We start from the raw sequence: 22,357 nt of genomic DNA on the forward strand, positions 1-22,357 counted from the left end.
ATTCCCCTTTTTATTTTTAAAATTTTTCTTATTCATTATTTTAGACCAAATTCTCATAAAGTTAAAAAAATAGATAACAGTTAGAGCGGAAGTGATCCTTGATGTATTTTCTCAAAAAATATTGCTACAGTACTTAATTTCTTGCAATAAAAGGGAAATAAATTTTGCGATCATTGGTTATAACTTGTGTTTTATCTCTGGTGACAGTGACGGGGTGCTCGCTTTTTGGTGAAGTCCACACGAATACCGAACCTCTTAATGCAAGGGATTTAGCAGTAAAACACGTTTATAAACGCCCTAAAAAAATTAACTCTGGCCATAGTTTTATCCGTTTTAATGATTCGCAATTAACCCAACTCATTTCTGTTGCCCTTGAAGATGCACCCGATATACATAGTGCTAAAGCACGGATTAACCGCTCCCAACAACTTGCAAAAATTGCCTATTCTTCACTTTGGCCATTCATTGACTCCAGCGGTTACCTGGAAAAAGCTTACTTCCCCATCCATGGCACAGTCCCTCCTCCTATCAACTCCTTTAAGGTGAATCAGGCATCTATCGCAAATATAGGTTTAAAATTTAATTATGAACTGGATTTTTGGGGTAAAAACAGGGAAAACCTGGCAAGCAAAGTCAGCGAAGCATTCGCCGCCCAAATGGATTTAGCCCAAACCCGTCTCATTTTAAGCACCGCAGTTGCTACCGCGTATTTCGATGTGCAAAATAACAGAGTGCAACAAGGTTTTGCCCGAGAAAACGCGCGCGTCTTAAAGCAATTGGCTGATATCGTCGTTGATCGCGAACATCAGGGAATTGAATCGAATATTCCGGTAAATACTGCATTGGCTAATGCCCAAGCTGCTATTTTAGCTGTAGAGGATTACCGACGTGCTGAAATGCAATCAAGGCATCAACTGGCGGTATTAATGGGTAAAAATCCCTTGAATACGCAAATTGATGTCGCTGCCTTTGCATATCACAAAAAAGAGCTGTTATTACCTGAGGTCATCCATGCGGATGTACTTGCACAAAGGCCTGATGTAGCTTCGGCTCGGGCTTTGGCGGAAGCAGCCGCCCATCAAGTCAATGTGGCCAAAACTGCCTTTTTTCCAAACATTAATTTAAAAGGCCTCTTAAGCTTGCAAAGCTTGTATTTTAGTAAAGCTTTTAATATCTGGCTGCAGAATGATAATGCCGCAGCAGCTTTTGAGTTACCGATTTTTGATGCCGGTGCACGTAGGGCAAACCTGGGAGTGAATTACGCCCAATACGAACTTTCGGTAAATCAATATAATCAGACCATTTTAAATTCATTACAGCAAATCGGCGATCAATTATCGGCTTTAAAAGCTCTTGAGGCACAAATTTCAGCACAAAATAAAGCATTAAATAATACAGAATACAATTACAGACTATTTCGCGCACGATATAATCAGGGAATTATTGATTACACGCAAATCCTTGAAATAAAACAACTATTAATTCAACAAAAAGCTATTTTGTACCATTTGCAAACGCAGCAAAAACAAGCTTTTGTGGCCTTAGTGGCAGCCTTAGGTGGAGAGCTATAAAATTATGGCAGAAAATAAAGAAACTGATTCCAAATCTCAAGAAAAGGGTGTATCACCTCAAACCCTGCATAAACGCAAAATTGCCATGTTCCTTTTAGGGGGTATTTTTTTATTTGCCGCCCTGTTGTGGTTTCTTTATTGGCTTATTTGGGGACGTTTTGAACTCTACACTGACGATGCTTATGTGACTGGAAATATGGTTCAACTCATGCCGCAAATCCCAGGTACTGTGATTAGCATCAATGCTGATGACACCCAACTCGTGATGGAAGGTCAAATTTTGATTAAACTGGACCCCACCGATTATAAAGTAGCATTACAAAGAGCCAAGGCCGATTTAGCCCAAACCGTACGCCAAGTTCGCCAGTATTTTGAAAATGCCGCGCAGGCCCAGCAAAATGTGATTGTAAATAAAGCAAACCTGGTTAAAGCCCAACTCGATTTGCAACGACGTAAAGGTTTGGTAGGAAATCGGGCAGTATCCCGCGAAGAAATGCAGCATTACAAAACAGCATTTGAGTCAGCAAAAGCAACTTATGATCTGTCACAACATCAATTGGATGCCGCTCTGGCACTTGTTGAAAATTCCCATCTTTATACTCATCCTCTCGTTGAAACAGCCAAAGCAAATTTAAAAACGGCTTATTTGAATTTTAAAAGGACCACGATTGTTGCACCCATTACCGGTTATGTGGCAAAGCGAAGTGTTCAACCCGGACAACAAGTCTCTATGAATTCTGCTATGATGGCGATTGTGCCGCTAAGTGACACCTGGGTCGATGCAAATTACAAAGAGTCAGGGCTAAATGATATACGCATTGGCCAACCTGTTACCTTATATGCCGATGCTTATCCGGGAATGACCTATCATGGTCGCGTTGTGGGCTTAAATGCAGGAACAGGCTCAGCTTTTGCCTTACTTCCCCCTCAAAATGCTACGGGGAACTGGATTAAAATCGTCCAAAGACTTCCAGTACGCATCAGTTTAAATCCGGAAGAATTGAAAAAAATACCGTTGCAGTTGGGCTTATCAATGCGGGTGACCATCGATATCCATAACCTGAAAGGGAACCGTATCCCTCAAAAAACAGAACCCAAATTTAGCTATCAGACAAAAGTTTATAGGAAGCAGCTCGCGGAAGTTGAATCAATTATCGAGAAAATTTTGCACGCGAACTCCCCTGATATGTACTTACCGAGGAAAAATAATAATGGCTGAACGCCCTCCCCTAACTGGCGGTAGATTGGCTCTAATGACCATTTCTTTATCATTGGCCATTTTTATGAATGTCCTTGATGTGTCTATTGCTAATGTGGCAATTCCTACTATTGCCGGGGATTTGGGTGTAAGTCCTGATAATGGAACTTGGGTTATTACCTCTTTTGCTGTAAGCCAGGCCATTATGCTGCCTCTTACAGGATGGTTGGCGAAGCGATTTGGCGAAGTGCGATTATTTCTTTTCTCAACTGCTTTATTTACACTTGCTTCAGTGCTTTGCGGATTGTCCGCAAATCTGGAAATGCTGGTTTTTTTCCGCATCATTCAAGGCGCTGTTTCAGGTCCTATGATTCCATTATCGCAAAGTATTCTTCTTGCCAATTATCCTCCTGAAAAACGAGGACTTGCCACGGGGATATGGGCAATGACCGCTGTAGTGGGCCCAATATTTGGTCCAATCATGGGTGGGGTTATTACCGATAATTATACTTGGCCATGGATTTTTTATATCAATGTCCCTGTCGGAATTTTTTCTGTGATTTTCACTGCAGTTACCCTTAGCGGCAGAGAAACACCCATTACCAAATTACCCGTCGATTATATAGGTCTGGCTTTATTATCAATCGGCATTGGCTGTCTACAGGTCTTATTGGATAAAGGCCATGATCTTGATTGGTTCCACTCTGGATTCATTCAAGCATTGGCAATCATCTCTACGGTTACCTTAAGTTTTTTAATCGTTTGGCTATTGACCCAGGCTCATCCCATTATTGATCTGTATTTATTTGCTGATCGAAATTTTTCGGTAGGGACTATCAGTCTTACTTTTGGTTTTATGGTTTATTTTGCTACTGTAGTTATTTTCCCATTATGGTTGCAAACCCAAATGGGATACACACCAACATGGGCAGGACTTGCAGTTGCTCCCGTTGGAATTCTTCCCTTTTTCTTAACCCCTATTGTGGGCAATTATATGGGGAAATTTGATTTGCGGGTCATCGTCAGTATTGGATTTATTGTGTTCATCCTCACCTGCCTGTGGCAATCCAACTTCTATACCGAGGTAGGATTTATGCAACTTATTAAACCTCGTTTTGTTCAGGGACTTGGCCTTGCTTTCTTCTTTACCCCATTAATCGCACTAATTCTGGCAGACCTGCCTCCTGAACGGTTAGCCAGTGCTCTTGGCCTTGCCAATTTTTGCCGAATTTTAGGCGGCAGTTTTGGCACCTCAATCAGTGTCACTTTATGGAGTGACAGAGAAGCATTTCATCAAAGTCATCTTGTAGAACAAATAACCGTGTATAACCCCTTGGTACAGAAAACACTAGAGCAGTTACATTCCTTGGGGATCGCAGGACTGAAGAGTTTTGGGGTTATTTATGCAAGCATCATTAATCAGTCCTATATGCTTGCTACTAACGATATTTTCAAACTTTCTGCCTGGATATTCATGGTCTTATTGGCCATGATTTGGCTAGCCAAACCTACCTATGCACGTTCCTCTGGAGGCATTGCAGCAGAGTGATTGTTTCGTAAGCAATACTTCCCTATAATCGCTCGCGGATCTAATAATAATAATAGGGGTTTTGAAATGAAAAAATGGCTAGTATTGGTGACAACCAGTTTGATGATGATGAATGCTCATGCAGATAAATCTTGGTGTGGCTATAAAGATTATTTTCGTTTGAGCGATACTTCCCATCCAGGAATTTACGTAGTGAGTGGTTATAGTGATGCTGATGTACTTCTTCACGTTATTGGCCCCCGTAGTTTTGAAATCCTGGATACATTCCAATGCCGTAGCGGTTATGCACATGTTACCGTTGCTTATGATTCCGAAAACTGGTGTGTTCTGGACATTAAAGATGGTCCCTTGATGAATCACCCAACTGTTAGCGCTTCTTGTAATGGAATTCGTTACATCGATACAGTTTATGATGGTATGGGTAGCTATTCTTATACAATCAATCTCGATTGATCCTGACCCTTGAGATAGGATAAAGGCATGGAGACTCCTGCAGGTTGTTGCAACCGGATTATTTTTTGCCTTTATCCATTTTCCCCATATTCAAAGACCATCCCCCACCTAGCGCCTTAATTAATTGAATGCTTGCTATCTGACGACGAGTGCGGATATTTACTAATGAGAGTTCTGATTGCAATGCTGTATTTTCAACAACCACTACCTGCAAAAATGTAACCAGACCACCTTGGTACCGATACAATTCTTGCTGCCATGCACGTTTTGCTGCACGAGCCGCCGCTTTTTGACTGCGGTATTCCCTATCAAGCTGGTGAATCGCAATCAAACTGTCTTCAACCTCTTGAAAAGCGGTTAAAACGACTTGTCGATAAGCAGCAACGGTTTCAAAATATTGAGCCTTTGCCTGGTTTAATAAACCCCGCAAGCGCCCCCCATCAAAAACTGTTACCTCTGCCAGAGGTTGGGTTAAAGTTAACAAACTCAGCGGCCCAAGTGACCAAAAAAGGCTAGGTTTGGAAATGAGATTAGCAAGACTCCGACTTTGAAAACCGGCACTTCCAGTTAAATCAATCACAGGAAAAAACGCTGCCCGCGCTACCCCAATAGTTGCATTAGCCGCCTGAACCCGCGCTTCGGCAGCGATGATATCCGGTCTTCTATCTAAAATAGTAGAAGGTAGACTTGGAGATATAGCCAGAAAAACCCTTGGTGATTTGGCAGGAGTTAACGAAAAATTACTTGGTATTTCCCCAACTAATACCGCAATAGCATGTTCCAGTTGGGCCCTTTGTAATCGCATGTCGGCAGCCATTGTTCTGGCATTTTCCAGCTGAGCTTGAGCTTCATCCACATCCGATATAGGCGCTGCACCACCCTGATAGCGTTTTTTTGTTAAATAAAGGGCTTTTTGATAAGCCACTACGGTTGTATCCAAAATTTGCTGCGCCTCATCGCTTCCCCTGAGTGCAAAATAATTATTAGCAAGCGCCGCTTGCAAACTCAGTCGAATCGAAGCTATATCGGCGGCGCTGGCCTTGGCATTACTTTCATTAGCAATTACTGAATTACGGATGCTACCCCAAACATCGAGCTCATAAGAAAGAAAACCACCTAACAAAAATTGATTAAATACTGGGGGGGATACAGGATTGGCAACAGTTCGTGAATTTTGCTGCCGATCCGCATTAAATAACCCTTGAATGGAGGGGAAAAAATAGGAACGAGCTACCTGAACCAGGGAAAGTGCCTCCTGAAAACGAGCATACGCTACCTGCAAATTCTGGTTTGCAGCATTCAACTGGTATTCCAAATCGTTCAATACCGGATCATGGAAAGCCATCCACCACCCGTTTGGAGGAATAATTCGAGGCAATGATTTAATTTCCACCCATTTCCCAGGCTCCTTGAAATGTTCAGGGATAGGTATGGCAGGACGATGATAGTGGGGCGCAAGGGAACATCCTCCCAATGCAAAAACAAGAACCCCTGCCGCGATTACTTTTCTCATAAAACAACTCGTACCGCTTCGCCATCCCTAATTGCATCAGGGGGATTTACTACGATGCGATCGCCTGGTGATACTCCTGTGGCAATCTCCACCTTTGAACCAAAGTCACGCCGAATAGTTACTGATTTCAAGGTTACCTTATTGCTTTTATCCAGTGCAGCCACCTGTAAGCCCTGGGCACGAAAAAGTAAGGTATTCACAGGCAAAATTACTGTCTTGGGAGGAATAGGTAAAGTAAACCAAACCTCAGTGTAACCACCGGGTAATAATTCACCCTCTTTATTCTCGGAAGTAAACTGGGCGAGTAAAGTCCGAGTTTGAGGATCAATTGCATGCGCAGTTTCAAATAATTTAGCCGGAAAAATTTGTTTAGGATGCTCCGCAAAATGAAGGTTTACCGTCATAGCAGGTTTAATACGCGAAGAATAATATTGAGGAATCTTGACGTATATTCGCAAAGGATGGGTTTGGGCAATACGGAATAAAGGTCGCGCAGTGGTACTGCTTCCGGCATCAATTAAATCACCAATATCTGTCGCACGATCTGTGATCACTCCATCAAAAGGTGCAATCACTCGCTCAAATCCCACTAATTCTTGTAAGCGTTGCAAATTGGCTTTAGCTGATAGCACCGCAGCATCAAGAGCAGCAGCGGTACTCACCTTTTCATCTGTTTCCTGCTGGGAAACCGATTCCGTTTTTACTAAATTGAGCCACCGTTTTGCGGTAATCTGCGCCAGTTTATTGTTCGCAATTGCGGTTTTTAAATCTGCCTTTGCCTGGCGCTCCTGCGCATCAAGCTCTGGAGTTTCAATAACAGCAAGCAAATCGCCTTTTTTTACCCGGCTGCCAATATCAACATACCATTTTTTAACATAACCATTAGTACGAGCAAAAACAGGCGACTCATGCCAGGCCTGTACGTTACCAGGTAAAATAATCTTATCGACGCCCTTCTCTTGTTCTGCTTTCATGACTCGTACCACAGTAATGGCATCGGCAAGTGTTTCCTTACGCAAAGTGATCGCTGCATACACGCGGAAAACAATTATTATGAGAAGAAGGAACAAAAAAACACCACCCCAAATAATAAGTCGGCTAGGGCGCTGGTTATGTAAATACGGCTGAATTGTTTTAAGCATGTTTCTTCCTTTGCTTCTTCTTCAATTTGCGATCATGAATGACGTAAAACACAGAAGGCACGAAAAAGAGGGTGGCTATCGTTGCAAAGGATAAACCGCCAATTACCGCCCGTCCTAAAGGAGCATTCTGTTCACCGCCATCCCCCATGCCTAATGCCATAGGGAACATCCCAATGATCATGGCTAGTGCTGTCATCATTACGGGTCTTAGCCGTGTCTGTCCTGCCTCAAGAGCTGCTTTCATTGGGTCATTTTCCATCGCCAGATGATCGCGTGCAAAACTGATAATAAGAATACTGTTTGCAGTGGCAACCCCCATGCACATTATCGCCCCCGTTAAAGCAGGAACACTTAATGCAGTATGCGTGATGAATAACATCCAGGAAATGCCAGCAAGAGCAGCAGGTAAGGCGGTAATAATGATAAAGGGATCCGTCCAGGATTGAAAGTTAATCACAATTAACAGATAAACCAGTAAAATGGAAAAGGCCAACCCCCAATACAACCCGTTAAAGGCATGTTCTTTTGTTTCAATTTGTCCGCGAATAGCCACAGATGAGCCTTTAGGAACATCTTTTTTGGTATCGTGTATTATTTTCTTGATATCCTCTGCCACCGATCCTAAATCTCTGTCTTGTATCGAAGCAAAAATATCAATCACCGGTTGAACATTATAATGGGATTCAACTACTGAAGTCCAAGTACGTTTCAATTTGGCGAAAGCACCTAAAATTTGGGCTGGGTTAGGCGTAGTTACATTTCCTATTGGGATATTAAGCAAATCATTTAAGGATGTCATTATATATTGTGGAGCTTGAGTCACAATGGGATAAGAAACTCCACTGTTGGGATCCAGCCAAAAAGTAGGTGTGGTTTGAAAACTACCAGATAGGGTAATTAACAAGTCAGTAGCCACATTGAATTGAGTAAATCCAAGTTCTTTCGCCAAACTCCTATCCACATCAACAAAAAATTCAGGATAGTTATTGGCCTGTCTTATGCGCACATCAGTTAGACCAGGAATTCGTTTTAACTCCCTCATCAGCATATTGGCATAATCAGCATTTTCCTTCTTTTTCAGGCCTATAACTTGAATGTTAATTGGGGAAGGCAAACCAAAATTAATAATTTGATTGACGATATCTGCGGGCAAAAATGCAAATGTGACTTCTGGAAAATGTTCTCTTAAAATGGATCTTAACTGGTGAATATAATCCCGGCTGGGCCTATGTCCCTTCTTCAAAGAAATCAGAATATCAGCATCTTCCGGCCCATTTGTAGCAGAATTACTGTAAGATAAATTAATTCCACTAATAGGCAGCCCTATATTATCTACGATGCTATCCAGGTCTCGGGGAGGAATTACCTGGCGGATTACCCCATCGATATTATCAACAATGCGTGCCGTTTCCTCTACTCGCGTCCCAGTTGGGGCACTGATATGTAATTTAATTTGCCCTGCATCTACATTGGGGAAAAAATTTGAGCCGAGCCAAGGCCAAAGTAAAAATATCGAGATCCCCACAAAACCCGTAAAACATAAAATAAAAAAATTGGCATGGGTTAATACCCAGGATAATGATTCAGAATAGCGGGTGCGTAATTGGAAAAATCTGCTTTCAAACAGTTCATGAAGCCGTCTCAGTCGACCTTTATTTTTATCTTCAGCCAACAATTCATGTTTGTGCAGCCAATATTTTGCCAAGGTGGCTACCAGGGTGCGTGATAAAATATAAGACATCAGCATCGCAAAAATTACTGCCTCAGCTAATGGAACGAATAAAAATTGAGCGACACCTCCCAAATAGAACATGGGGACAAAGACAATGCAAATACATAAGGTGGATACGAGAGCAGGAATAGCAATTTGTTTTGCGCCATCAAGAATAGCCTGCTCCACTTCTTTGCCCTGCTCTAAATTCCAGTTAATATTCTCAATCGCTACCGTAGCATCATCTACTAAAATACCTACAGCAAGTGCTAAACCACCTAAAGTCATAATATTGATAGTCTCGCCCAATGCAGAGAGAATAGTAATTGAGGCTATGATGGATAGAGGTATCGACAAGGTAATAATTAGGGTACTACGCAAACTTCCTAAAAAGAGTAAAATCATAAGCCCTGTCAATGCCGCAGCGATAACTCCCTCAATAATTACGCCCCGAATTGCCGCAGTGACAAAAATCGATTGATCGGCAAAATTGGATAAGTTGAGTCCTTCAGGGAGCATGTCCTTAACTTTAGGTAATAGGTTTTTTACCCGTTTCACAATATCAAGGGTGGAGGCATTTCCGGTTTTTTGAATCGACATCATTACTGCCCGATGTCCATCCACGCGGACGATGTTCGTTTGAGGTGCAAATCCATCACGCACATGTGCAACGTCACGAATATATAAAACTCGACCCGGCGTGGACTTAACGGGTGCATCATTCAACTCAACCGCTGAAAGCGGACTGCCATTTAATTTGACAATATACTCATACTCACCAATTTTTTGGGTTCCCGAAGGGATAATCAAGTTTTGGGCTAAAATTGCGTTATTGATATCCTGGGCAGAGATCCCATAGGTTTGCATGGCTTGAAGATCTAAATCCACTTGTATTTGTCTAATTTTACCTCCATAAGGATAAGGTAAAGCCGCTCCTTGTACGGTTGCAAGTTGAGTGCGAAGAAAATTATTTCCCAAGTCATTGAGCTTTTGTTCGGGAATGGTTGCACTTGATAATACAAGTTGCAAAACGGGTACCGTGGACGCTTTATAGCTCAAAATTAATGGCGGCAAAGTACCTGGCGGTAAATTGCGTAACATGGTTTGGGCAATTGCCGTGACCTGACTGAGTGCGACATCGACATTTACTCCATGTTGAAAGAATAATTTAACTACACTAACGCCAATCAGCGACTCCGATTCAATATGCTCGATATCATTTACGGTAGTAGTTACAGCCCGTTCGAATACACTGGTGATACGATTACCCATTTCATCGGGAGGCAAGCCAGTATAATTCCATACAACACTCACAACCGGGATATTGATGTCAGGAAAAATATCTGTAGGCGTACGCATTATTGCCAAAGGCCCAATTATAAGAAGCATTAGGGCCATTACAATGAAGGTGTAAGGTCGCGAAAGTGCAATCCATACAATCCACATAAATATCCGTATTCAATTTGGAAAAGGTATTCATTATATCAATGAAATCAATTAAAAATTAAGAACTCGCAAGTTTTTATATTAATTGACAAGGTAAATTCCCATAACTGGGGTTGTTATTTCAATGAGTAGTTAAGGCACTGCCGGGATTATGATTAACTGAGGTCAAACTCTTGCCCACACTGAACAAAACCTGCAAACCCATGAGATTTTGCATTCGGTAATTCCCCATCATTGTAATGATATAACCAAAGCTTTGCTTTGATTTTGGGATCCAATGTATCCAGCTGCTTAAAGTGAGTATGTACTCCACTTGGAACCTCAAGAGTTTCACAATCATGAAAAATTAAGGTGGCTTCCCGATAATGTTTCTCAAAACGATCAGGGGTAAATTGGGCGTCTGTAGTGATGAAAAATGATTTTCCTTTATGACGAATAGTCAAACCATAGCTAGGCATCAACTCTCCATTTGAAAAAATATGGACTGTTTGTACCAAATTTAACTGCAAGCCTTCCCAATGAAAAGCTTGTCCTTCCTTAATCATTCGAACCGAAAAATAATCATTTAGGGTGGCTTCTTTCTCCTCAAGTGTTCTCAGGCCTCCACTTAAGCTATGTTCCCACAGTGGCTGAACCAGATTCTCATGGATAATTAAGGTAGATAAGCCATTTTGCGAAACGAATTTACGTTGAAAAGCGAACCATTCCATCCCGCCTATGTGATCGGCATGCAAGTGGCTAATGTAGACCGCATCAATTTCTTGAGGAAGATATCCAGCCCGGGTTAATGAAAAACGAATATCAGTACCGCAATCGATCAATAGCTTCTTACCACTATCGGTGAACAGCAGCATATTTGATTGAAAATTTCCAAAATCCGTTCCTATCCCGCTACCTGCTCCTAAAAATAAGAGTTTCATTAATTGATCCCTGAACTAAGTTAAGGCTCGTCCTAAAATTCCTTACAAAAACAAACATCTTCCTCCTAAGAATAGCATTTAAAATTGGTTATTAGAAATAGCTCGACTATTATAAATGAGCTATTCTTCATTTAGGGTCGATAAGAATTATGAGTCGAATGTGTTAACCAAGCTCAATATTAAAAACAAAGGTCTTTTATACTTTTTTTTCTTTTTTCTAGCCATTGCTCTTGTGAGTCTAATCTCTTGTTTGTTTGTATTGAAACATATCGCCATCCAGGAAGTTATTGATGGAAATGAACGTTATCAATTGTATGTATTAGCAAATAAACTTCGTCAGAGCTCTGATGATTTGACTGAGTTGGCACGCCTGTATGTAATAACAGGGGAGAAAAAGTATCGCGACTATTACAATGAGACCTTATCAATACGTAATGGGAGCGCCCCCCTTCCCTCCGATTACGATGAATTGTACTGGGATTTTGTTATGGGTAATAAACCTCCCCATACATTCAAGCCGGCAAAATCATTAGCAGCGATGATGTTAGAGCACCAGTTTACTCTTAAAGAATTTTCCTTACTGAATGAAGCCGAAAATCAAAGCAACAAGCTTGCAGAAACTGAAACTCAAGCCATGAATCTTGTGGAAGGCAAATATCAAGATAAATCAGGAAATTATTCGATTATCGGCAAACCAGATCCTCAATTAGCGCAACAAATGGTTTTTGGTGAAGATTATTTGAAGAAAAAATTACAGGTGATGAAACCTTTGCAGGAATTTTTTACCCTTGTAAACAATCGGACTTTCTTAAAAAATGAAAAGATTGATTTGGAGATGTCAAAAATTATTGCCCTGGCACTCGCCCTTTCAATTCTGTCCACAATACTTATGCTCTTTTTTATTATTCACGCATTAAACACCTTATCCAAGGTTAATGAGGAGAATGATTTATTACTCTTGAATATCCTGCCTGAATCCATCGCCTCACGCCTAAAAATGGGAGAGGAAGAGATTGCGGATGAATTTTCCCAAGCCAGTGTGATGTTTGCGGATATTATTAATTTTACCCAGTTGACTGAACAATTAGGCGCAAAAAAAACGGTGGGCATTTTAAATCGGTTATTTGCCGAGCTAGACAAGCTTACAGAAAAATATCATGTAGAGAAAGTTAAAACGATTGGCGACAATTACATGGCTGTATCCGGTGTCCCTGAACAAACCACTCGCCATGCAATCAATATTGCTAACTATGCCTTGGCTGTCCTGGATAAAATGATGGCTTTTAATAAAGAAAATCAGATGAATCTCCAGTTTCGCATTGGCATCACTTACGGTACGGTAATTGCTGGAATAATTGGCCATAAAAAATTTGTTTATGATATTTGGGGAAATGTAGTAAACCTGGCCAGTCGATTGGAGGAAACCTCACTTCCTAACAAAATCCACATCTCTGAAAAAATGGCTTTTATGCTTGCAGATGAGTTCATTGTGGAGCCACGAGACGTTCTGAAAATGAAAGGGATTGGCGAGGTCAAAACCTATTTCCTGCTAGGAAAAAAAGAGAAATAATCACAAAGTATTATTTAGGCATGACACCGGGAGCATATTCCATAGATGTTTAAAGCATGATCTGTCATCTGAAAATTAGCCCGTTCCGCTATTGCTCTTTGTCTTTGTTCGATAACTTCATCAACAAATTCCTCAACGCGGCCACATTTGATACAAACGAGATGGTCGTGATGATCTCCCTGGCTTAATTCAAATACCGAATGGCCCCCTTCAAAATTATGGCGGGTCACCAATCCGGCAGCTTCAAATTGCGTCAATACCCGGTAAACGGTAGCAAGTCCAATATCCTCTCCCGTTTCCAACAATGCTTTATAAACACCCTCTGCACTTAAATGATGGTTGGGAGATTGCTCCAATATTTGCAATACTTTTAAACGTGGTAAAGTAATTTTTAATCCAGCATTCTTAAGCTGCTTGCTTTCTTCCATTAATGCTCCCCTTTCGCTGTAAAAAACTTGTATTCTCTTGCAGGTGTCTTTCAGTAAATGACGTGTTATTATGGCGAAATTTTTCACGATAGGCAAAAAAATGAGAATAATAATTTTTCTACTTGGAATTGTATTTACCCTAACCCTGACACAATGTGCATCCTTTGATCTATCTCGTCGAGTAGTACAGCAAGGAAACTTATTATCGCAAGCTCGAATTGACCGACTTAAAATTGGCATGAGCAAGAATGACGTTGCCATATTATTGGGTACCAGCTTGTTAAGCCCTACTTTTAACAACGATCGCTGGGATTATGCATACACATGGCGTAGAGGTCATGGCCCGATGACCATCTCCTCAATAAGCTTGTATTTTCATAACGACAGATTAACCCGTATGGAGCGCGATAAATTCAAGCCTGGAGTTGGCCTCACTGAACCAGATATTAATGAAGAATAACCATTCCAGAGGAGGCGCATGGAAGCGCCTGTCATCTCAAATACAAATGAAGGCTGGCGAAAAAAGATTCTGAATTCAGGTTTCATTTCCCGGATTAAGCGGATCCATCCGGGCTAAACAACAATCAAGTTATCTCTCTTGACGGGAACGAGTTGCTTTGAGACGTCGCTTCTCTTTAGGATCCAGGACCAAAGGCCGATATATTTCCACCCTGTCTCCTTCGTGCAAAACATGATCTAAAGAAACTTGCTTTGCAAAAATTCCCACAGCCATATCTCGAGTTTCTGGATGCATGGTGTAAATACCGGATAACTTGAGTGCATCCAGGACGGTTGCTCCAGATCGAAGATCTAGAGTTCTCTGTATTACATTCTTGTCGACAGTGATGTAAACCAACTCCACCTTAACCATAAATAGCCTTTGCTCGTTCACAAAATGAATCAACCATTTTATCTGTTACTTGTTCAAAAACAGGCCCAAGAAGCATGGAAAACATGCGCCCTGCAAATTCAAATTCCAGATCAAAAGAAACTTTACATCCTTCCGCTACTTCGTCAAAGCGCCAGAAACCTTCTAAATGACTAAATGGACCATCAACAAGGCGAATTTCTATCATTTTATTAATTTGCAATCTGTTGCGTGTAGTAAATGATTTACTCATACCTGCAGCACCAATAACAAGAGTTGCCTGCACTTCATCTTCATCGCGATGATGAACCAAGCTTTCTGTGCAATACGGTAAAAATTCCGCATAACGTTCTACTTCATTCACTAATGAAAACATTTGCTCGCAGGTATAATTAACAGTACGTGACTTCTTCACTATGGGCATTATGCTTCTCCCCGAATTCTATCTCTAAACCACAGACTCAAATCTTCTATTTCTTCAAAACAAACGGAATGTTCCATAGGATACTTAAAATAAGAAATGTTTTCATATCCTTTGTCCAAGAGCCAATCCTTACTGGATTCAGTCCATTGAGGTAAAACCAGAGAGTCAAATTGTCCTGACCCCATAAAAAAAGAAGTACTCTTGTCCAGTGTTGGTCTGGTATGTGCTGCTAAAGGCAGGTAAGCGGACAAAGCAATCACTCCCCCCAAGCGAGCGGTTGTATGAAGAGCGGTGTGGAGCGCCATTGCCCCGCCTTGCGAAAACCCTGCTAAAAAAATCTGTTCGTAGGTAAAACCATCATTTAATTGTTCGTCCATGACCTTACGTATAACCCGCTCAGATTGTTCAATCCCTTCTTTATCCTCCCGATCAATGAGTTTCATACCGAAAATATCATACCAGGCAGGCATGATCATCCCGCCATTTAGGGTAACCGGGCGTTGAGGAGCATTAATAAACACATGGCGTAATGCAACATCAACCCCCTTTAATTGATCGGCCAAACCCATCATATCGGAAGAATCTGCGCCTAATCCATGCATCCAAATCACGCATCCTTGGGCTTGAGCCTGTGACTCATTTATAAATACATTCAAAACAAATCCCCACACAGACAAAAAGAGAAATTATCGCTAATGCACCAGCACAGTGCAAGTTATACCAACCTTATATTTGATGATAAATCCGCCAAAAAGAAATCAAATAAATGCCAACTCGACCAATAATGGCACAAAAAAATCGCTTATCCTATTCCATTATTACTCAACATGTTTTATAGTGCGCTACAGTGCATTAATAAGCGGCAAAAATATGTTTCGTAAAATAGAATCAAAATCATATACCCTTACAATGTTGGGCACAGATACTGTATATACCCCAACCTTAAAAAACAAGAAAAAAGTCCGTGTAAACAGAGGAGCTACAGTAACGGAATATTACCCCAAGGGTGAAACTCTAAGTATAGTTTCCACATTAATTAAAACAAATGAAGCCCCTGTTATTGATCACAAACAACTTGCTCCATATCAATCTTCAGAGGTTGCTATTGTCAATGGCCCCAGGACTGAAGGAAGCAATGTCGGCGAAAAAATCGGCATTGGACTTGGTCTTGCCTTAAATGCACTTGTTCGCGGGCAGACCGAACTCAATGAAATTGCCCATAGCCGAGGCGGGGTTGAATCCATCCTGATTGCTCATGAAATCAATTCGGTGAAAGAAATAATTGCTTCTTGTGAAAACTTTGAGCAGTTAATAGGCAGACTTACTAGCCTGCAAACAGAGCGGCAAAAAGCCCCCCCTAAAGGACAAGCCGTTAATAACACGCCTGATATCATTATTCCCTTATTGACCCAACTTCCTAAAGGAAAAGAAGCCCGAGACCAATGGTTTAATGCATTAAAAGCCAATATCCCTAACGTGTCAATGAACCTATTTATCATTGACCCTGTCCCTGGTGATGTGTGTTGGCCTATAACATGGTACGACTCAAGATTCTTTACTATTCCGCCTATTGTCAAATATGCAGAATTTGTTTACTACGAAAATGAACATTCAGATTGGGGCTTTACACCTATTTATCCCGAAGCTTCTAATCCCGAAAATCAAGTAATTATTCGCAATACCTTACCGGGACATCATGGAACAGGCTCTGCCGGTACTAATGCATCACAACAAAATGTAGTCGTTTCTCCCGAAAAAACCAAATCGACCCATGTCCAAAAATTGATGATTTTTAAATTACTCAAATTTTTAACGGAGCATGGGGTTGAATTTAAGGATGCCCAGGAGATTTTTCGCGAACATACCGGTCTGGGTAAAAAATACATTACGTTCCTGGAAGGATTGGGAGAGGCGGGTATTGAGGTAGCCCACCTGGATTTCCCTGCCATATTCCGCAAACTTTACGACAGAATTTATGAAAACAGAGCTGCCTATGAAGCTTTTAATGCAACCCACTATACTTTAATGGGAGTTGCCCCTCAACGAAAAGTGTTGCGCACCAACCATAAATATGGGCTATTAACCGAAGTTTTCCCGAAAAACAAAGGATATGTTAACGAAGAACACAGTTTTTTGATGAAAGAATATTTCTTTAAAATACTGCAAGTCCATTCAAGTGAACAGCAAAGTCTGACAGGATTGATAAAGTCAGCGCAAACCGTATTAACCAAAAACATTAAACGCATAACCAATCTTTCATCTTCGCTTACAGAACATTCAATTACTGCAACAGCAATACTTGATAGTGAAGATGCCCGTAAAGATGTTTTGAGTACTTTTGGTACATTAATTCAAAGGGTGAGTCAACAATATCTGACTGATGATTGGAGCACAGAAAGCAAGCAAGAGGAAAAAAAGGAACTTTTTAGCGCCATAATTACTGTATTTTCTGAATTCGAAGAATTATTGCAAATAGACAATCCAACCATCAATGAATTTGTGACAGCGCTCCTTGATTTGAGTATGAAGGGAATAATAGAAACGGTAGATCAACAACATAAAAATCTCGAAGAAGAACTGCATCATCTTCAAACACCAACTGACACCAAACTGAAATACTTTTTTAATACTTTATTAATGCGAATCAATAATGATGAAAGTAATTCAGGATCTGAAATTAATCCGCTCCTTCTCACCATATTTGAAAGTCCTGAATTTTCAGAATTAGCCAATTACCCAGTAAGAAGCAAAATTGAATACCTGTGTGAACAATTAAAAGATCAATTGCCTCAAAAGGAAGATTCAAACCTGGTTGACCAGCTTGCGGCGCGATTTGAGGAGCAATATGGGGACAGCTTCAGTGAATTTGAAAAATTATATTCTCAAATAGAAGTCTTTATTAATGACATCTCTGCCTTAAGCGAGCGATTTGTAAAGCAGGAAAACGTCTTTAATAAGCATGAACTTACCCTTCGCAAAGAAGCCCAGGCCTTAATCGATGTCGCCGCACAAAAATTTTACCATGACAGACCGAATGCATTACCTGAACCCGCAGAAAAAGGCAGCTTTAAAGAATTAGTCGAACGACATGCCATTAATAAATATGGAGTAGTAGATAGGCTTAAACAACAAAAGGCACTCTTGGAAATTCAAAAGGCACAATTAAGTGCCAATATCCACTTGATGGAACACCAAATAGCGGAAAAGGAGCAAGCTGAACGGGAACTAAACGCCTCTTTAGAGGCAGAGAAAGCCAAAAAAAATGAATATCATTCAGCATTGAATGATGAAAAAGAAGCGGAGTATTTACTCCTCATTAATAAAAAACTTGTCCCCTTAACCGAAGAATACCTGTCTTTTTTGGAAGGAGAATTATCTCATAGGCCTCCAGAGCTCGAACTCGACGATGAGATTAAAGCCAAAGATGAAAAAATAAAAGCCGACATTGCGAAAGTAACCAAATTACATAAAATTTTGACTGATAACGTGAGTATTCCACATCCCAAAGATCGTTTGCGTTTATTTTACACTAAACTGGATAAGCATGAAAAAACATTAGTACAAGAACATGATCCTGATTGGGTGTGTTATAGAAGAAATGCACTCATTGCTGCAGGAATCCTTTTAAGCGGCATCGTTCCTGGATTGATTGTACTTGCAATTTATTCTCAAATAGGCAAAACCTCCGTAAAATCGCCTTTATTTTGGCACACTTCCGGACAAAATGCAGTGTCTTCACTGAACCAGCATAGGAAAGATGCTGACATTGAGGACATTAATAATGAAGCACTTAACCCTTAAAAGCTAAACTGAATGAATCCCTGCCGGTTTGATTTGCCCATCCGGCCGGGAAATCTTGCCTCTTACTTGAATTTTTCGCCAAATCAATGGATAGTTACGGTTTATATCTTTTAAAATGTAATTCCAATGAAAAAACTTTATTTTTTACTTACGATTTGCATCGTTGTCTTTATAGTGGGGTGTGGGCAAAAAGGCCCTCTTTATTTGCCAGCCCCCCAAAAAAACACCTCAAGCAAATAACACTAATTCGGTAAAAAATAATTTACCTTTTATACTAAGAAAAGGACGTATTCCTTGCAAAAACAGAAAACAGTTATAGGAATGCGCACATTAACATTATTTGCTCCAACACAACGGTATGAAAATTAAATTTACTAAAATGCATGGCTTGGGTAATGACTTCATCGTTATTGATGGAATAAATCAAAATATAAACCTCAGCCCTCAACAAATAACCGCCCTGGCTCAGCGGCATACGGGCATAGGTTTTGACCAATGTTTACTTCTTGAGGCGAGTAGCCAAAAGGGTATTGATTTTAACTATCGCATCTTTAATGCCGATGGTCAGGAAGTGGGTCAATGTGGTAATGGTGCACGCTGCCTCGCTTTATTTGCAAAATATTACAGACTCACGGATAAAAATCATTTAACTGTAGCTACCCGCACTACCCAAATGAAATTACATATTAATGAGGATTCGAGCGTGAGCGTCGATATGGGCATTCCTCTATTGTCTCCTGCTGATATCCCATTCATTGCAGATGAGCAGTCCGCTGAATATTCTTTAGCTCTCCTCCAAAATAAAAATATAAACATTCATGCTGTAAGCGTGGGAAATCCGCATGCAGTCTTGGTCGTGGAAAATATAAATACAGCCCCGGTTGAATCTTTAGGGAAGGAAATCAGCCTACATCCACGCTTTCCTGCTCAGGTTAATGTGGGATTCATGCAAGTTGAAACACCGCATTCTATTAAATTAAGAGTATATGAACGTGGCTGCGGGGAAACACTAGCCTGTGGAAGCGGTGCTGTTGCAGCGGCTGTTATTGGAAGATTGTATTATCAGTTAGACCAGAAAATTGAGGTTGAATTACCCGGTGGTAATTTATTTATTGAATGGCCAGCGTTCGATAAATCGATAATTTTAACTGGACCCGCTGTTTTTGTTTATGAAGGAATTTTGTTTTAAGCTTTTTACTCTTTTTTTTCTTAATCTCTTAATTCAATACCAATATTTCCTATGCAAAATTAACACAAGTATTGAAATTTCTTTACAAAGAGTTATCCTGAAAGAACGCCTCACACTTGCGCCTTTCCAAAATTCAATATCAGACTTCTTAAAATACTTGATGCAGTGAGCAAAGTTGAAGTAGAAACGGAGCGTAGAATCAGAGTCTTGAGGATGCGAGCACCGCATGGATGAAATAATTTGCAGCTGCAGTGAAGTTTGGAGAAAGTCCATTTTGGAAATTGGTGCTTGTCTCAAAGGAGAGTGCCATGACAGGAAGTAAAATTCAAAGTTTTGATTTATTCAAAGCAGCTATGGGAAACACCGAGTATTTGACAGAAATTAACAAGGATGGAGTCAGCCAAGCCAAGTTTTTAACGACCCTTGAAGAGGGAAAGCTGACTCTCCCGAAACTGCTTGAGTCCATTCAAATCACCAGAAATCCCCAGGTTAAGTCTCTATTAATCATTCACCTTTTAAGCCAAAATGAGTATTTGTCCTGTTTAAAGGGTGACTCCCTGTTAAACAGATTATCGACTCAGGACTACCATCTCCCTTCACGACTTAATGCCCTGATTCATCAATTGGATTTACAAATACTCTCACCTCAAATGATTGAGAAACTGGATCCCGAAGCAGCACTAAGTATTATTTGCTCTGTCCCTCATTTTCATCAGTTAACGCGGATTCAATTACAAGCCCTCATTGAAAGATTCCCTCTTTATGAACGCCACAAGGTTCTTAGTTATTGGATGAACCATTTTGTTTCGATGCCTAACGCTCATTACCTCCTGGCTCACTTCATGAATATTGCGGGTCCGAATGTTATCCAGGAACTAAGCAAAATGGAGCCAAATCAAAAAGAGGCTGTAGTAATTAACATTATTGAACATTTAGGTTGCTTTCATAAACTGCCAAACAAATTCCTCGAGCATGCCAACAAAGAGTCACATTTGATTTTGGCAATTCGTCTTTATCTCAATGGTCATTATAATCAAGCTAATGCTGCGTTTATAAATCAATTAACTCTAAAATTACTTGATAAAAATCATGCGTTTTCATTAGAAGCAATAGAACTACTTTTTTGTTTAAATGATAAACTTGCATTTAAAGAATTGGCCAAAAAAACTGCTTACTACACTAACTGTTATTTACGAAATAATGCATTTGAAGGAAAAGTGGCATTGTTTTATCAAAGCGGGCAAATCAATATTCAAAGAACCCTCCAAAATATTCATTTAAAGCCGCATATTTTAGAAGCTTCATCAGAGCAAAGACCAGCAAGCATTCCTGAAGAAAGTTCTTTTATAGAAGCGCTGCTGAAACACGATAAATCTATTAATTGCTTTGAATATTTTTTATTTCATTATAAAGGCAACTTTGATCCCATTTTCAAGTTACTCAATGATTATATGATGTTTTATGAGCAATGTGAGAATGCGCGATCCCGAAATAAAGCGATACACCACTTGGGGTTTATGCTAAAGCGCCCTGAACTGGATATAACTGTAAAAGAAGCACTTTTTACAGCCTTCTTAAATCACCCTCTCTTGTTTGATGAGCAAGTGAGTTATCAACTGTTTTTATTTGATGCAAAACGAATTATTCGCTATTTTGGACTTCAAGGCGGCAAAGAGAATTATCAGCGGGTGATCAATTTGTGTACGCTCGCTCTAAAAAACCTTAATTCTGAAAAAAACGGGGAACTCATTCAGATTGCTCAACAAGCACTCTCAGAAGCACGCCAGGAATTAATTTTTTCTAATCGCCAGGGATTTTTATCCAGTGTTATCAAATGGATTCAACGCTGTTGGGCTTACGGATGGACTGGTTTTTTCAAACCAAACTTGCCCACTTATGTCCTATCGGAAAATTGGGCCGCGGAAGAAACACAACAACTCCCTGTATCGATACAAGACTCCACCTCAACTGCAGAAACACAGGATCTTCACTCTTTGCTAAACAATATTACTCTCCCCTTAACTCAGGAAAAAGTCGAGGACATTATCAAAGCATTAGATTGGTATTCGCTCCAGCCGGTACCTACAAACGAACTGATTACCCGCTTCAATCTTCATCAATTGTTTCACTATATTTTGCAGCATAAAGAAGATAATAGGAAACTTTATCATTGGCTAAAAGACAATCAAAATCCGTTCATCGTCAATCAGTTTCGGCTTTTGGAGTTAATGCTGAAAGAAAGGTCACGGGATGAAATAAATTTATTACTTTTGCAAATCAACGAAGATTCCGACAATCTACAGTATATTTCGGAAGAGTTGAACAGTCTTATGCCAGAACTGGTAATCAAACCTAGGACAATGCCTTCAAACAACTCAGAAAAACCAGATTTTGTGGAGAGTACCGCTAAAGTGCTCTCTGGCTATGTTTACGGAGCAACTGAATATGCCCAAAGTGCATTGCATTGGGCCGAAGGTTTTTTTTCCAAAATTAAAAAACCGGTGCATGAAGAGGAGGATGATTTTGAGGTAGAACACATTGACTCGTTCAATTCAATGATCAGGGAAAATTGAA

The 22,357-nt window shown here is 40.4% G+C and carries 18 protein-coding genes; 10 read left to right on the forward strand and 8 right to left on the reverse strand.

Annotation, left to right across the window (positions count from 1 at the left end):
* Nucleotides 1-164 precede the first annotated feature (164 nt).
* The 4 genes from KYQ_RS13420 to KYQ_RS13435 all read left to right on the forward strand — a co-directional run bounded on the left by KYQ_RS13420 (nt 165) and on the right by KYQ_RS13435 (nt 4,771).
* Nucleotides 165-1,571, forward strand: a complete 1,407-nt coding sequence (locus tag KYQ_RS13420; protein ID WP_010654781.1) for an efflux transporter outer membrane subunit — start codon at nt 165-167, stop codon at nt 1,569-1,571.
* A gap of 4 nt (nt 1,572-1,575) precedes the next feature.
* Entirely contained in the window at nt 1,576-2,790 is a 1,215-nt protein-coding gene (locus KYQ_RS13425; protein ID WP_010654782.1) for an HlyD/EmrA/EmrK family protein, read from the forward strand.
* The gene (locus KYQ_RS13430) at nt 2,783-4,318 is read left to right on the forward strand and encodes a DHA2 family efflux MFS transporter permease subunit (protein ID WP_010654783.1); all 1,536 of its coding nucleotides are present in this window, start codon (nt 2,783-2,785) and stop codon (nt 4,316-4,318) included. The genes KYQ_RS13425 and KYQ_RS13430 overlap by 8 nt, the downstream gene beginning before the upstream one ends.
* A gap of 66 nt (nt 4,319-4,384) precedes the next feature.
* Nucleotides 4,385-4,771: a hypothetical protein gene (locus tag KYQ_RS13435; protein ID WP_010654784.1), complete on the forward strand. Its 387-nt coding sequence runs from the start codon at nt 4,385-4,387 to the stop codon at nt 4,769-4,771.
* A gap of 58 nt (nt 4,772-4,829) precedes the next feature.
* On the opposite strand, the gene KYQ_RS13440 is transcribed toward KYQ_RS13435, so the two are convergent.
* The 4 genes from KYQ_RS13440 to KYQ_RS13455 all read right to left on the reverse strand — a co-directional run bounded on the left by KYQ_RS13440 (nt 4,830) and on the right by KYQ_RS13455 (nt 11,503).
* Entirely contained in the window at nt 4,830-6,284 is a 1,455-nt protein-coding gene (locus tag KYQ_RS13440) for an efflux transporter outer membrane subunit (protein WP_010654785.1), read from the reverse strand.
* Nucleotides 6,281-7,426, reverse strand: a complete 1,146-nt coding sequence (locus tag KYQ_RS13445) for an efflux RND transporter periplasmic adaptor subunit (protein ID WP_019350177.1) — start codon at nt 7,424-7,426, stop codon at nt 6,281-6,283. Before KYQ_RS13445 ends, KYQ_RS13440 begins: the two co-directional genes overlap by 4 nt.
* The gene (locus KYQ_RS13450) at nt 7,419-10,583 is read right to left on the reverse strand and encodes an efflux RND transporter permease subunit (RefSeq protein WP_010654787.1); all 3,165 of its coding nucleotides are present in this window, start codon (nt 10,581-10,583) and stop codon (nt 7,419-7,421) included. The genes KYQ_RS13445 and KYQ_RS13450 overlap by 8 nt, the downstream gene beginning before the upstream one ends.
* A 155-nt stretch (nt 10,584-10,738) precedes the next feature.
* Nucleotides 10,739-11,503, reverse strand: a complete 765-nt coding sequence (locus KYQ_RS13455; RefSeq protein WP_010654788.1) for an MBL fold metallo-hydrolase — start codon at nt 11,501-11,503, stop codon at nt 10,739-10,741.
* 115 nt (nt 11,504-11,618) lie between these two features.
* On the opposite strand from KYQ_RS13455, the gene KYQ_RS13460 reads away from it, so the two are divergent.
* Complete coding sequence (locus tag KYQ_RS13460) at nt 11,619-13,073, forward strand: adenylate/guanylate cyclase domain-containing protein (RefSeq protein WP_231294560.1); 1,455 nt, start codon at nt 11,619-11,621, stop codon at nt 13,071-13,073.
* A gap of 14 nt (nt 13,074-13,087) precedes the next feature.
* Here the strand turns inward: KYQ_RS13460 and fur are convergent, their stop codons facing one another.
* Nucleotides 13,088-13,501, reverse strand: a complete 414-nt coding sequence (fur, locus tag KYQ_RS13465) for a ferric iron uptake transcriptional regulator (protein ID WP_010654790.1) — start codon at nt 13,499-13,501, stop codon at nt 13,088-13,090.
* Nucleotides 13,502-13,571: 70 nt separating this feature from the next.
* Between fur and KYQ_RS13470 the strand changes: the two genes are divergently transcribed.
* A complete protein-coding gene (locus tag KYQ_RS13470; RefSeq protein ID WP_010654791.1) occupies nt 13,572-13,961 on the forward strand; it encodes an outer membrane protein assembly factor BamE in 390 nt (129 codons plus the stop codon).
* A 129-nt stretch (nt 13,962-14,090) separates the two neighbouring features.
* Here KYQ_RS13470 and KYQ_RS13480 read toward each other — a convergent pair whose 3' ends face one another.
* Genes KYQ_RS13480 through KYQ_RS13490 form a run of 3 tightly spaced genes read right to left on the reverse strand, consistent with a single transcriptional unit; the run spans nt 14,091 to nt 15,449 of the window.
* The gene (locus KYQ_RS13480; RefSeq protein ID WP_010654792.1) at nt 14,091-14,372 is read right to left on the reverse strand and encodes an RnfH family protein; all 282 of its coding nucleotides are present in this window, start codon (nt 14,370-14,372) and stop codon (nt 14,091-14,093) included.
* On the reverse strand, nt 14,365-14,793 hold the full coding sequence (locus KYQ_RS13485; protein WP_010654793.1) for a type II toxin-antitoxin system RatA family toxin: 429 nt from the start codon (nt 14,791-14,793) through the stop codon (nt 14,365-14,367). The genes KYQ_RS13480 and KYQ_RS13485 overlap by 8 nt, the downstream gene beginning before the upstream one ends.
* Entirely contained in the window at nt 14,793-15,449 is a 657-nt protein-coding gene (locus KYQ_RS13490; RefSeq protein WP_029489060.1) for an alpha/beta hydrolase, read from the reverse strand. Before KYQ_RS13490 ends, KYQ_RS13485 begins: the two co-directional genes overlap by 1 nt.
* Nucleotides 15,450-15,663: 214 nt before the next feature.
* Here KYQ_RS13490 and KYQ_RS13495 point away from each other — a divergent pair, with 214 nt between their 5' ends.
* From KYQ_RS13495 to KYQ_RS13505, 4 genes are all read left to right on the forward strand, one after another.
* Nucleotides 15,664-18,594 (forward strand): coiled-coil domain-containing protein, encoded by a 2,931-nt coding sequence (locus KYQ_RS13495; RefSeq protein WP_010654795.1) that lies wholly within the window; start codon nt 15,664-15,666, stop codon nt 18,592-18,594.
* A 126-nt stretch (nt 18,595-18,720) separates the two neighbouring features.
* Complete coding sequence (lptM, locus tag KYQ_RS18930; RefSeq protein ID WP_081465865.1) at nt 18,721-18,834, forward strand: LPS translocon maturation chaperone LptM; 114 nt, start codon at nt 18,721-18,723, stop codon at nt 18,832-18,834.
* A gap of 118 nt (nt 18,835-18,952) precedes the next feature.
* Complete coding sequence (gene dapF, locus KYQ_RS13500; protein WP_010654796.1) at nt 18,953-19,783, forward strand: diaminopimelate epimerase; 831 nt, start codon at nt 18,953-18,955, stop codon at nt 19,781-19,783.
* Nucleotides 19,784-20,091: 308 nt separating this feature from the next.
* Complete coding sequence (locus KYQ_RS13505; RefSeq protein WP_010654797.1) at nt 20,092-22,356, forward strand: hypothetical protein; 2,265 nt, start codon at nt 20,092-20,094, stop codon at nt 22,354-22,356.
* The last annotated feature ends 1 nt before the right edge of the window (nt 22,357 follow it).

The organism is Fluoribacter dumoffii NY 23 (assembly GCF_000236165.1).
Taxonomy (GTDB): Bacteria; Pseudomonadota; Gammaproteobacteria; order Legionellales; family Legionellaceae; genus Legionella; species Legionella dumoffii.

Bases quoted from the DNA above. Each gene is read 5' to 3' on its own strand.
- KYQ_RS13425 (WP_010654782.1), top strand. From the start codon at position 1,576: ATGGCAGAAAATAAAGAAACTGATTCCAAATCTCAAGAAAAGGGTGTA.
- KYQ_RS13430 (WP_010654783.1), top strand. From the start codon at position 2,783: ATGGCTGAACGCCCTCCCCTAACTGGCGGTAGATTGGCTCTAATGACC.
- KYQ_RS13435 (WP_010654784.1), top strand. From the start codon at position 4,385: ATGAAAAAATGGCTAGTATTGGTGACAACCAGTTTGATGATGATGAAT.
- KYQ_RS13440 (WP_010654785.1), bottom strand. From the start codon at position 6,284: ATGAGAAAAGTAATCGCGGCAGGGGTTCTTGTTTTTGCATTGGGAGGA.
- KYQ_RS13445 (WP_019350177.1), bottom strand. From the start codon at position 7,426: ATGCTTAAAACAATTCAGCCGTATTTACATAACCAGCGCCCTAGCCGA.
- KYQ_RS13450 (WP_010654787.1), bottom strand. From the start codon at position 10,583: ATGTGGATTGTATGGATTGCACTTTCGCGACCTTACACCTTCATTGTA.
- KYQ_RS13455 (WP_010654788.1), bottom strand. From the start codon at position 11,503: ATGAAACTCTTATTTTTAGGAGCAGGTAGCGGGATAGGAACGGATTTT.
- KYQ_RS13460 (WP_231294560.1), top strand. From the start codon at position 11,619: ATGAGCTATTCTTCATTTAGGGTCGATAAGAATTATGAGTCGAATGTG.
- fur (WP_010654790.1), bottom strand. From the start codon at position 13,501: ATGGAAGAAAGCAAGCAGCTTAAGAATGCTGGATTAAAAATTACTTTA.
- KYQ_RS13470 (WP_010654791.1), top strand. From the start codon at position 13,572: ATGGCGAAATTTTTCACGATAGGCAAAAAAATGAGAATAATAATTTTT.
- KYQ_RS13480 (WP_010654792.1), bottom strand. From the start codon at position 14,372: ATGGTTAAGGTGGAGTTGGTTTACATCACTGTCGACAAGAATGTAATA.
- KYQ_RS13485 (WP_010654793.1), bottom strand. From the start codon at position 14,793: ATGCCCATAGTGAAGAAGTCACGTACTGTTAATTATACCTGCGAGCAA.
- KYQ_RS13495 (WP_010654795.1), top strand. From the start codon at position 15,664: ATGTTTCGTAAAATAGAATCAAAATCATATACCCTTACAATGTTGGGC.
- lptM (WP_081465865.1), top strand. From the start codon at position 18,721: ATGAAAAAACTTTATTTTTTACTTACGATTTGCATCGTTGTCTTTATA.
- dapF (WP_010654796.1), top strand. From the start codon at position 18,953: ATGAAAATTAAATTTACTAAAATGCATGGCTTGGGTAATGACTTCATC.
- KYQ_RS13505 (WP_010654797.1), top strand. From the start codon at position 20,092: ATGACAGGAAGTAAAATTCAAAGTTTTGATTTATTCAAAGCAGCTATG.